The following is a 10,955-nucleotide window of genomic DNA, read 5'->3' as shown; positions in this document are numbered from 1 at the left end:
TCGCCAAGGTGTCGAACGAGCATTCGGTGGCCAATGCCCGCCTCGTCGCCCGCCTCGAAGGCGTGCCGGTCGGCATCTCTTCGTGCGCCGCCCTGCAGGCGGCCATCGTCGTCGGCTCGCGGCCGGAGAACAAGGGCAAAAATCTTGTGGTGGTCATCCCGTCCTTCGCCGAGCGCTATCTGTCGACAATCCTGTTCGAGGGGCTGGGATCGTAGTCCGACGCTCCTTCGCGTCCAAGCTGGCCCGCTGAAAACACGCGCGTGGCCGCCATCGGCGGCTTGAGCGCGGCACCGCTTCCGGTTCATATCGCCCCGGCCTGCTTTGCGCGGCCGGGGGAGAATTTCATGTACAAGCTTTATACCCGTCCTGGCAGCGGCGGCTTCGTCGTCGAGGCAGCGCTGGCGTTGGCGAATGCACAGTTCGAGCAGATCGACGTGCCGAAGACCGACCGGCCCGACCCCGCCTTCCTCGACATCAGTCCGTTGAACCAGGTGCCGGTGCTGACCTTGCCGGACGGAAGCTCGATGACGGAATCGGCGGCGATCTGCATCCTGCTTGCCGAGCGTCATCCCGATGCCAATTTGGCGCCGGCAGCAGACGCGCCTGCCCGCGCCGATTTCCTGCGCTGGATGGCCTTCATGTCGTCGGTGCTCTATCCGGCGGTGCTGCGTTTCTACTACGCATACCGCTACACTGCCGATCCCGAAGGCACCAAGGCGGTCAAGCAGGCAGCCGTGGCCGAGATGGACCGTGGCTTTGCCGTTCTGGATGCCGCGCTCGAAGGCCGTGACTGGCTGGTCGGCGACCGGATGTCGCTGGCCGACATCTATCTGGTCATGCTGGTGGCCTGGCATCCCGACATCGACAGCGCGTGGACGGCATGGCCGAACATTGAACGCCTGTGGGCGCGGCTGCGCGACCATCCGCTGATGAAGACGCTCAACACCTCGCACGAGATGTGGCCGGGCTGAAGCTCAATTTCTGAGCACTGCCCGCTTTTCCTGCAGGAAGCGGCGCACCGCCGGGTCGCGCTCGAGGCCGATCGCCCGGTCATAGGCTTCGCAGGCTTGCGGTACCTGACCAAGCCTGGCCAGGAGACCGGCGCGTGCGGCCCAATAGGGCTGATAGTCATCAAGCCGTTTGTCGTCGCCCAGCACGTAGAGGGCCGCCAATCCCGCCACTGCGCCCTCGGCCTCGGCGATCGCCACCGCGCGGTTTATCGCCACCACCGGCGATCCTGCGATCGAAAGCAACGCATCGTAGAGCTCGCGGATCGCCGCCCAGTCGGTGCGGCCGGTCAGCCGTCGTGCCGCATGCGCGGACTGCACGGCCGCCTCAAGCTGGTAGCGGCCGATGATGCCCTTGGCCGCGGCGTTGGAAAGCAGCGCCTCCGCCTCATCGATCAGGGCGCGGTCCCATAGAAGGCAATCCTGTTCCGCCAGCGGCACGAAGTCGCCGGCGGCGCTGCGCCGTGCGGCGCGGCGCGACTCAGCAAACAGCATCAGCGACAGGAGGCCCAGCGCCTCCGGCTCCTCCGGCAACAGCGAAGCCACCAGCCGGCCGAGCCAAATGCCTTCGGTCGCCAGATTGCGCCCTCGCGTCTCGGTGCCCGCCGGGTCGGACCAGCCTTCGGCGAAGGCGGCGTAGATCGCTTCCAGCACCGCATCCAGCCGTTCGCCGAGTTCGGCCTGCTCCGGCACGCGGAACGGAATACCGGTTTCACGGATGCGGGACTTGGCTCGCACCAGGCGCTGGCCCATCGTTGCCGGCGAGACCAGGAAGGCGGAAGCGATCGTCGCGGCGTCGAACCCCAGCACCGTCTGCAGGATGAGCGGCGAACGCACGCTCGATTCGATCGCCGGATGGGCGCAGGCGAACATCAGCCGCAGCCGCTCGTCGGGCAGGTCTTCGTCGGTCATGCGCGCCTCCGCTTCCTCGGCAATCAGCTTGAGATGCTCGCGGCCGGCCTCGCTGGTCAGCCGGCGCCGCACCGCATCGACGCGGCGCCGCCTTGCCACCGCCAGCAGCCAGGCTTCCGGTTTCTTGGGTACGCCGGTTCTTGGCCAGCGTTCGAGGGCGGCGGCAAAGGCATCGGCCAGCGCGTCCTCGGCTGCGGCCACGTCGCGCGTGCGGGCCGCGAGCCAGGCGACAAGCTTGCCGTAGCTTTGCCGGGCGGCGGTTTCCGCTGCCGCCCGCGCGATCTCCAGGCCACTTTCCATCACATGGTCTGTTCCCAGATCGGCCGCAGCTCGACCGTGCCGGCGCTGGCCGCGGGGCAGCGCGCCGCCCAGGCGATAGCGGCATCGGCATCCTCGGCCTCGATCATGTAGAAGCCCGCAAGCTGCTCCTTGGTGTCGGCATAGGGGCCATCGAGCACGTTGGTCTTGCCATTGACCATCCGCACCGAAGTGGCGGCCTGGGTCGGCTTCAGCCGGTCGCCGGCCAGCCAGGCGCCGGATTTCTTCAACGCATCGGTATACGCGCCATAGGCAGCGCTGATCTCGTAGGTCTTATCGGTCGGCGCGGCCGCCATCGCGGCTTCATTGACGTAGATCAAAAGCATGTATCGCATGGTCTTCTCCCGTTGTTTCGAAGGCTGCTTCGTTTGCGAGCCGGACGTATGTCGCGCGGCCCTGGCCGATTTCGACAGGCATTGGAAAAATCTTTCGGCTCCGAAGACATTTCACGCAAGCGGCCATCTGTGCATCCGCACTCAACCATTCGTCTAACGCATGGGATTGCGGGTTGGCATTTCCATCTCGCTGTCTAAACTCGCTTCTGTTCGCGTCAGGGAGGTGATGCGGCTGCTATTTCAGGGAGGAAATCAGATGTTCCATTTCAGGACGAAACTTGTTGCGGCCGGCGCCGTGGCGCTGTCGCTTGGCCTAGGCGCTGTTTCCGCCAAGGCGCAGGAATTCATCAATGTGCTCACCGGCGGCACATCTGGCGTCTATTATCCGCTCGGCGTGGCACTGTCGGAAATCTACGGCAAGGGCATCGAAGGCGCCCGCACCCAGGTGCAGGCAACAAAGGCTTCGGTCGAAAACCTCAATCTGTTGCAGCAGGGCAAGGGCGAGATCGCGTTTGCGCTGGGCGATTCCGTCAAGCTGGCCGCCGAAGGCAATGCCGAGGCCGGTTTCCCCGGCAAGCTCGATAAGTTGCGCGGCATCGCAGCCATCTATCCCAACTACATCCAGATCGTCGCCAGCCGGGAGTCCGGCATCAAGACGCTGGCCGACCTCAAGGGCAAGAGCCTGTCGGTCGGCGCGCCGGCCTCCGGCACCGAGCTCAATGCCCGCGCCATCTTCGCCGCCGCCGGGTTGAAGTATGAGGATCTCGGCCGGGTCGAGTATCTGCCCTTCGCCGAATCGGTCGAGCTGATCAAGAACCGGCAGCTCGACGCCACGCTGCAATCGGCCGGGCTCGGCGTCGCCTCGATCCGCGACCTCGCCACCTCCGTGCCGATCAATGTCGTGGCGGTGCCGGCCGAGGACGTCGCCAAGATCGGCGCGCCCTATCTGTCGGTGGTCATTCCCAAGGGCACTTATGAAGGCCAGAGCGAGGATGTCGCCACCGCCGCCGTCGGCAATTTCCTCATCACCCGCGCCGATGTCTCCGACGAGACCGCCTACCAGATGACCAAGCTGATGTTCGACCATCTCGACCAACTGGCTGCGGCACATGCCGCCGCCAAGGCGATCGACCCGGCCAAGGCGCTCGACGGCATGCCGGTGCCGCTGCACCCCGGTGCCGAGCGGTACTACAAGGAGAAGGGCTTGTTGAAGTAGGGCGGGTCCGTCGGATGACCGAAGCAACGTCTGGAACGTCAACCGACGGCAAATCCGCCACCTTCCATCTGCCTGCCGTCGAAGAACAGGTCGAAGGGCTGCCGCCGGGCTTCGGCGACGGCCTTGCGGGCAAGGCCGCCTTTCTCATCGCCGTCGCCTTTTCCGTGTTCCAGATCTATGTCGCCGCCTATGGCAGCATTCCGAGCCAAGTGGTGCGGGCCATGCATGTCGGCTTCCTGCTGCTGCTCGGCTTTGGCCTGATCGCCAATCTACGCGCCAAGAGCATGCCGGCGAAAGCCGCGTTCTGGACGCTCGGGGCGCTCGGCTTCGGCACCGGCCTCTACAATTGGGTGTTCTACACCGATCTGATCCGCCGCTCCGGCTTCCTGACCACGCCGGACCTCATCTTCGGCGCGGTGCTGGTGGTGCTGGTCTTCGAGGCAGCGCGGCGGCTGATGGGGCTGCCGCTGGCGGTCATCGCTTTCATCTTTCTCGCCTACTGCTTTTTCGGCAACCATTTGCCGCCGCCGCTCATCCATCGCGGCTATGATTTCGCCCAGCTCGTCGACACCTTCGCCTACGGCACCGAAGGCATCTACGGCACGCCGATCTATGTCTCGGCCGCCTACATCTTCATCTTCGTCGTCTTTGCCGCCTTTCTAGAACGCGCCGGCATGATCGCGCTGTTCAACGATTTCGCGCTTGGCCTGGTCGGCTCGTGGCGCGGCGGCCCGGCGCAGGTCTGCGTCCTGTCCTCGGCGCTGATGGGCACCATTTCCGGCTCGGGCGTCGCCAATGTGGTGGCCAGCGGCCAGTTCACCATCCCGCTGATGAAGCGCTTCGGCTTCCGCTCGGCTTTTGCCGGCGCCGTCGAGGCGACCTCCTCGATGGGCGGCCAGATCATGCCGCCGGTAATGGGTGCGGTCGCCTTCATCATGGCCGAGACGCTGAACGTGCCTTATGCCGAAGTGGTCAAGGCGGCGATCATCCCGGCGCTGCTCTATTTCGGCGCCTGCTTCTGGCAGGTGCATCTGGAAGCCGGCAAGGCGGGCCTGCACGGCATGGCCAAGGCCGAGCTGCCCAATCCGTGGGACGCGGTGCGGCAACACTGGCCGCTGGTGCTGCCGCTGGCCGCGCTCATCTACCTGCTGTTTGCCGGCTATACGCCGATCTTCGCCGGCACGATGGGCCTGGCGCTGACCATCGTGCTCATCCTCGGCACGCCGTTGGCGGCAGCGATCGGGCCGCTGGCCTTCCGCATCGTCTTCTGGATCGCGCTCGGGCTTGCCGCCGCTTCGTTCATGAAGTTCGGCGTCAACCTCCTCGGCCTGGTGATCGCCGCACTGGTCGTCGCCTGCTTCACGTTCAAGGGCGGCCGCGAGACGTTGCAAATCTGTGTCGACTCGCTCGCCGAAGGCGCCAAGAACGCGCTGCCGGTCGGCATTGCCTGCGCCATTGTCGGCATCGTCATCGGCACGCTGACGCTGACCGGCATCGCTTCGACCTTCATCGGCTGGATCATCTCGATCGGCGAGGACAATTTGTTCCTGTCGCTGGTGCTGACCATGGTCACCTGCCTGGTGCTGGGCATGGGCATTCCCACCATTCCCAACTACATCATCACCTCGTCGCTGGCCGGGCCGGCGCTGCTCGAGCTTGGCGTGCCGCTGCTGGTCAGCCACATGTTCGTGTTCTATTTCGGCATCATGGCCGATTTGACGCCCCCGGTGGCGCTGGCGGCGTTCGCCGCCGCACCGATGGCCAGGGAAAGCGGCCTGAAAATCGGCATCCAGGCGACCAAGCTGGCCATTGCCGGCTTCGTCGTGCCGTTCATGGCGGTCTACACGCCGGCGCTGATGCTGCAGGACGCAGGTCCGATCGCCGCCCAGTTCGGCTATCCCGTCGAGGTCGGCTACATCGTCGCCAAGGCGTGCATGGGCATCGTGCTGTGGGGTGCCGCCGCCGTCGGTTTTCTGGTCACCCGCATGGCGTGGTGGGAGCGGCTCGTCGCCTTCGCGGCCGGCGTGCTGCTGGTCGCCGCGGTGCCGCTCACCGACGAGGCCGGCTGGGTGCTGGCGCTGGCCTGGATCGGCTGGCACTGTTTTCGCGCGCGGCAGGCTTCAGTCAGAACATGAGCCTATGCCTCCTGGCCGCGGGCAAGACGGTAACGCTCTCCGTCGCCGCCTTCACGCTGTCCTGGACGCATTCGGTGGAACGGACGCGCTGGCAAGAAGACTGGAAGGTCACGTCCTCCGGCCTGCAGGTGGTCGAAGCCCGGATCGAGGGCTCGGGCGCCGGCATGGAGCCACCGGAAGGCGCTGTGCTGAAGGAGGGTTGGTGGAGCTATGCGCCTGATGTCGGCCCGCAGCGGCGCGTCGTGCTCGCCGCTTCAGGTGCAACCAGCGACGGCTGGACACTGTGCACGGTTCAGGGCTGCCGGGAATTGGGGAGGACGGCAGGCGGACCGATCGTGCTCGAGCCGTGCCGGCCGGATGGCACGAGCCAGCCGCGGTAGCGCATAGCCACCCTCAGCCAAGGAACCGCTCGCGCAGCTCCGGAGAAGGAATGTCGCAAGCGTCCTTCCTGCCGAACAGGGCGTAGCGGTTCCTGGCGATGCGATCGTAGAGCCAACCACGCAGCGGGCGCGGCAACAGCAACAGTGCTTTGGCCGCCCGCCAAGGCCAGCCGAGTTCCGCCATGACGGCGACAAAACTGTCCAGCCGCGTGAAGGCGACGCCGTCGATCAGGACGAGATTGGTTTCGTAAGAGTCGGTGCGCAGTCCATGCTTCCGGAACAGCGCTTCACCGAAGGGCGACTGCGCGGTGGCGAAGCGGAAACGGCCTTGGCGGTCGAGCCTGACCACCATGCGCACGAAACCGGAGCAGAGCACGCAGACGCCATCGAAAACGATCAATGGATGGCGTGAGTCGAGAACTGTTTCGAAGGGACGAGTTGACTGGGGTCGAACTGGTTGAGGATGGTCCGTCACGCTGGCCTCGGCTGCTCGTGTCCTATGACACTAAGCCGGCCAGCGATGGTATCAAAGCCGTGGCGATGTCGCACGGCGCCTGTCGGCGAGAGCGGGACGCTCGGCGCGATAGGTGGTGGCGCGGGTAGAGGCGGCCGGCCTGCAGATCCGGCTGTTGTGGCGATTTTCGAAAGCCATGATCAGTGCGCGCCCAGCGAGTTGCCGCGACGGGCGCAGGCCGGGCCGGGGCCGCGCATGTAATAGCGTTCGGGCCGGTAGGTCGGCGCGACGAATTCGCGGATGGCGGCGGCATAGCCGATGAGGTGCGCGAGGAAGTTCATTACCTTGTCCCTGTCCCGATTTTCGGATGTCCCTTCCGAATTGCGGTCATCATAGCGTCGAGGCGTGAATAGTCGGTGAACGTGATGTTAATATCTGGTCGAAAATGCCTTGCTTCGTGGCTGGAATGCGGCTGATTCGGGGTCTTTCCGTGCAGTTGGTTGGCATTCCGGCCAATGTGACTTTTGCATCACATATGTTTCGTTTGAATGTCGCCTGCGCGCGGTTCTGTTTCAACTTTTGCCGAGCCCGCGAAATTTCCGTGCTGGCGGCCAGAACCAACCAGGCGGCCCCTTGGCATCCAGATCGGCGCGGGAGCGCGGAACTGGAGCGCGATCTGTCCGTTCTCACCTTCATCTGGTTCTGAAGGGAAGATATCATGGCGCCGCGTCCGGCCTGGAGAGGCTATCTGAAGCTTTCGCTGGTCACCTGTGCCGTCGAACTGACCAATGTCGTCACCCATACGGAGCGGGTCTCGTTTCGCATTCTCAACCGCAAGACCGGCAACACGGTGAAGCGCCTCTATGTCGATGCCGAAACCGGCAAGCCGTTGGAGGAGGAGGACGAGATCAAGGGTTATGAACTCGACGATGGCAATTTCATCCATATCGAGGAAGACGAGATCGAGGCGGTGCAGATCGAATCCTCGCACACGATGGCGCTCGACGGCTTCGTCGACAAAGCTTCGATCCAGCAGATCTATCTCGACACGCCCTACTATGTGGCGCCGGCCGACAAGGTGTCGGAAGAGGCGTTCGCCGTCATTCGCGATGCGATGGCGGGCAAGAAGATGGCCGGGCTGGCGCGTATCGTGCTCTACCGACGCGAACGGCCGGTGGTGATCGAACCGCTCGGCAAGGGCATGGTGCTGACGACGCTGCGCTACGACAACACGGTGCGGCAACCGGACACCGTCTTCGGCGACATCGAGCCCGTGAAGACCGATCAGGAGATGACCGATCTGGCCGAGTTGATCATCGACAAGAAGAAGACGAAGTTCGATCCCTCGAAATTCGACGACAAATACGAGGACGCGCTGCTGGAGCTGATCCGCGCCAAGAAGGCCGGCCACAAGGCGCCGAAGGCTAAGGCCGCGCCCAAACCTTCCAATGTCGTCAATCTGTTCGACGCGCTGAAGAAGAGCCTGTCGGACTCCGGGTCATCGAAAACATCTTCGTCGGCGAAGGCCAGGCCAGCGGCCAAACGCGCCAAGTCGAAAGCCAGCGCGCCCAAACGCAAATCGGCGTGAGGAACCCCAACGAATGGCCAGCCTCGAACAATATCATTCCAAGCGCGATTTCAAGAAAACCGCCGAACCGGCCGGCAAGGTCGCCCGGACCAAGCAGGGCGGCGCGGGCGGCATCTTCGTCATCCACAAGCATGCCGCGACGCGGTTGCATTACGACTTGCGGCTCGAGCATGACGGCGTGCTGTGGAGCTGGGCGGTGACGCGCGGCCCGAGCCTCGACCCGCATGAGAAGCGACTGGCTGTCCATGTCGAGGATCACCCGATCGACTATGCGCCGTTCGAAGGCACCATTCCCAAGGGCGAATATGGCGGCGGTTCGGTTATCGTTTGGGACGAGGGCACCTGGATTCCCGAGATCGACCCGGCCAAGGCGATGAAAAAGGGCCATATCAGCTTCGAGCTCAGGGGACACAAGCTGCATGGGGCATGGCATCTGGTGCGGCTGAAGCCGCGTGCGGGTGAAAAGCGCGACAACTGGCTGCTGATCAAGTCGGACGATGCCGCAGCGCGTCCCGGCGAGGACATCCTCAAGGAAGCGCCTGAATCGGTGAAATCGGGCCTGACCATCGAGGAGGTCGGCGAGGGCAAGACCGCGAAGGGCGAGAAGCCGAAAGTCTGGCATTCCAACAAGCCGGCCGCCGTCAAGACAAAAGCCGGCAAACGCCTCGACTTTATCGAGCCGCAGCTGGCCACGCTCGAGCGCGATGCGCCGCCGGGCAAGGACTGGCTGCATGAGGTGAAGTTCGACGGCTATCGCATGCAGGCGCAGATCGCCGGCACCGATGTGCGGCTGCTGACCCGCACCGGCCTCGACTGGACGAAGAAATTCGGCGGCGAGATCGTCGCGGAGTTGGCCGGGCTGAAGTGCAGCGACGCCATCCTCGATGGCGAGGTGGTGGTGTTGGCCGACAGTGGTGTTTCGTCCTTCGCGCTGCTGCAGCAAGACCTGTCGGCGAAGCGGACCAATCGCTTCATCTATTACGTGTTCGACCTGATGCGCCTCGATGGAAGGGATTTGCGGCGCGAGCCGCTGGTCGAGCGCAAGCAGGCCTTGCAGGAACTGCTCGGCGAACAGCCCGACAATGCGGCGGTCCGCTTCAGCGACCATTTCGCCGAACCCGGCAAGATCATGCTGGAGCATGCCTGCCGGATGGGCCTGGAAGGCGTCGTCTCCAAGCGTGCCGATGCACCGTATCGCAGCGGCCGCGGCCCAACCTGGGTGAAGTCGAAATGCACGGCGCGGCAGGAGTTCGTCATTGGCGGCTACCTGCCGTCGGACAAGACCGGGCGCGGCCTGCGCTCGATCCTGGTCGGCTTCCACGAGGGCGGCAAGCTGCATTATGCCGGCCGCGTCGGCACTGGTTTTTCGGGCAAGGGCGCCAATGAGCTGAAGGCAAAACTCGATGCGTTGACGGCAAAATCATCGCCCTTCTCCACCGCCGTGCCGAAGGGCAAGGGCCTGGTCTGGGTCAAGCCTGAACTTGTCGGCGAAGTGGAGTTTCGCAGCTGGACCTCGGACCGTATAATACGCCACGCCTCGTTCCAGGGGTTGCGCGAGGACAAGCCGGCGGAGGAAGTCGTGCAGGAAAAGCCCAAAGCGGCGACAGGCAAGCCATCGACAGGCAAGAGCACGGCCAAGCCGGCATCAGGCGGCAAAGCCGCCGGGTCGATCACGACCACGGTCAAACTCTCGCATCCCGACAAGCTGCTGTGGCCGGACGAAAACATATCCAAGCAGGGCCTGCTCGATCATTACGCACAGGTTTGGCCGCGCATGGAACAGTTCGTGGTCAACCGGCCGCTCAGCCTGGTGCGGGCGCCGGACGGTGTCGGCGGCCAGCGTTTCTTCCAGAAACATGCCTCGGCTGGCATGAGCGATAAGATCGCGCGCATGAAGGACCCGACCGACGGCGAGGAGATCCTGTTCATCCGGGATTTCGATGGTGTTGCCGCACTGGTCCAGTATGGCGTGGTCGAGATCCACATCTGGGGGTGCACGATCGATGAGATCGAAAAGCCCGACCAGATCATCTTCGATCTCGACCCGGATGAAGGCGTCGACGTGAAGGCGGTGCGCGAGGCGGCGCTCGATATCAGAGGCAAGCTCGACGAGCTGTCGCTGCCGAATTTCGTCAAGACCTCGGGCGGCAAGGGCTATCACGTGCTGGTGCCGCTGAAGCCGTCTGCCGAATGGGACGCGGTGAAGGGCTTCGCCCATGACTTTGCCCGCGCGTTGGAGCAGGGTGCCCCCGATCGCTACACGGCGACGCTGTCGAAAAAAGCGCGCACGGGAAAGATCTTCGTCGACTATCTGCGCAACGGCAAGGGCTCGACGACGGTCGCGCCCTATTCCTCGCGCGCCAAGAAGGGCGCCACCGTGTCGATGCCGGTGACCTGGCCAGAGATCGAGGCCGGCTTGCCGCCGAACGCTTTCCCGATCGGCGACAAGACGACGCTGAAGCAGCTGGCGAAAGCCGATCCGTGGAGGGAATTTTTCAAGCAGGGGAAGGCGTTGAAGCGGGGGTAGTTCGCGCAATTTCCCAGCGCAGCGATCCTTCGCGCGCCCTCTGGCCTGCCAGCGTGACGAAATCAGCGTCGGCTCCTCAGCTC

General features: G+C 64.3%; 11 protein-coding genes and 1 pseudogene. 8 read left to right on the top strand and 4 right to left on the bottom strand.

Features of this window, described 5'->3' with window-relative positions; genetic code table 11:
• Positions 1-215: pseudogene (locus EN991_RS09625) on the top strand (cysteine synthase A); the annotation flags it as partial.
• A gap of 129 nt (positions 216-344) precedes the next feature.
• Entirely contained in the window at positions 345-971 is a 627-nt protein-coding gene (locus EN991_RS09620) for a glutathione S-transferase family protein (protein WP_127368650.1), read from the top strand.
• 3 nt (positions 972-974) lie between these two features.
• Here the strand turns inward: EN991_RS09620 and EN991_RS09615 are convergent, their stop codons facing one another.
• Both EN991_RS09615 and EN991_RS09610 read right to left on the bottom strand, forming a co-directional pair.
• A complete protein-coding gene (locus EN991_RS09615; protein WP_127365457.1) occupies positions 975-2,219 on the bottom strand; it encodes an RNA polymerase sigma factor in 1,245 nt (414 codons plus the stop codon).
• Positions 2,219-2,572 carry a YciI family protein gene (locus EN991_RS09610; protein ID WP_013528640.1) on the bottom strand — a complete coding sequence of 118 codons (354 nt, stop codon included), beginning with the start codon at positions 2,570-2,572 and terminating at the stop codon, positions 2,219-2,221. The genes EN991_RS09615 and EN991_RS09610 overlap by 1 nt, the downstream gene beginning before the upstream one ends.
• A gap of 256 nt (positions 2,573-2,828) precedes the next feature.
• Here EN991_RS09610 and EN991_RS09605 point away from each other — a divergent pair, with 256 nt between their 5' ends.
• The 3 genes from EN991_RS09605 to EN991_RS09595 are packed head-to-tail and all read left to right on the top strand — an operon-like array spanning position 2,829 to position 6,303.
• Positions 2,829-3,788, top strand: a complete 960-nt coding sequence (locus EN991_RS09605) for a TAXI family TRAP transporter solute-binding subunit (RefSeq protein WP_024502189.1) — start codon at positions 2,829-2,831, stop codon at positions 3,786-3,788.
• 14 nt (positions 3,789-3,802) lie between these two features.
• Positions 3,803-5,923 carry a TRAP transporter permease gene (locus EN991_RS09600; protein WP_127368649.1) on the top strand — a complete coding sequence of 707 codons (2,121 nt, stop codon included), beginning with the start codon at positions 3,803-3,805 and terminating at the stop codon, positions 5,921-5,923.
• A complete protein-coding gene (locus tag EN991_RS09595) occupies positions 5,920-6,303 on the top strand; it encodes a DUF1850 domain-containing protein (RefSeq protein WP_063173466.1) in 384 nt (127 codons plus the stop codon). The genes EN991_RS09600 and EN991_RS09595 overlap by 4 nt, the downstream gene beginning before the upstream one ends.
• 13 nt (positions 6,304-6,316) lie before the next feature.
• Here EN991_RS09595 and EN991_RS09590 read toward each other — a convergent pair whose 3' ends face one another.
• Positions 6,317-6,703, bottom strand: a complete 387-nt coding sequence (locus EN991_RS09590) for a DCC1-like thiol-disulfide oxidoreductase family protein (RefSeq protein ID WP_275953346.1) — start codon at positions 6,701-6,703, stop codon at positions 6,317-6,319.
• A gap of 254 nt (positions 6,704-6,957) precedes the next feature.
• Positions 6,958-7,098, bottom strand: a complete 141-nt coding sequence (locus EN991_RS09585) for a hypothetical protein (protein ID WP_013528645.1) — start codon at positions 7,096-7,098, stop codon at positions 6,958-6,960.
• 125 nt (positions 7,099-7,223) lie between these two features.
• Here EN991_RS09585 and EN991_RS09580 point away from each other — a divergent pair, with 125 nt between their 5' ends.
• Genes EN991_RS09580 through ligD form a run of 3 tightly spaced genes read left to right on the top strand, consistent with a single transcriptional unit; the run spans position 7,224 to position 10,872 of the window.
• The gene (locus EN991_RS09580) at positions 7,224-7,463 is read left to right on the top strand and encodes a hypothetical protein (RefSeq protein ID WP_024502193.1); all 240 of its coding nucleotides are present in this window, start codon (positions 7,224-7,226) and stop codon (positions 7,461-7,463) included.
• Positions 7,464-7,475: 12 nt separating this feature from the next.
• Entirely contained in the window at positions 7,476-8,345 is an 870-nt protein-coding gene (locus EN991_RS09575) for a Ku protein (RefSeq protein WP_013528646.1), read from the top strand.
• A gap of 13 nt (positions 8,346-8,358) precedes the next feature.
• Positions 8,359-10,872, top strand: a complete 2,514-nt coding sequence (gene ligD, locus EN991_RS09570) for a DNA ligase D (RefSeq protein ID WP_127368648.1) — start codon at positions 8,359-8,361, stop codon at positions 10,870-10,872.
• Positions 10,873-10,955: the final 83 nt, after the last annotated feature.

It is taken from the genome of Mesorhizobium sp. M7A.F.Ca.US.005.03.2.1, from assembly GCF_003997795.1.
Lineage (GTDB): Bacteria > Pseudomonadota > Alphaproteobacteria > Rhizobiales > Rhizobiaceae > Mesorhizobium > Mesorhizobium ciceri.
The sequence above is the reverse complement of the archived record's forward strand: the minus strand, read 5'-3'. Positions and strand labels throughout refer to the sequence as shown.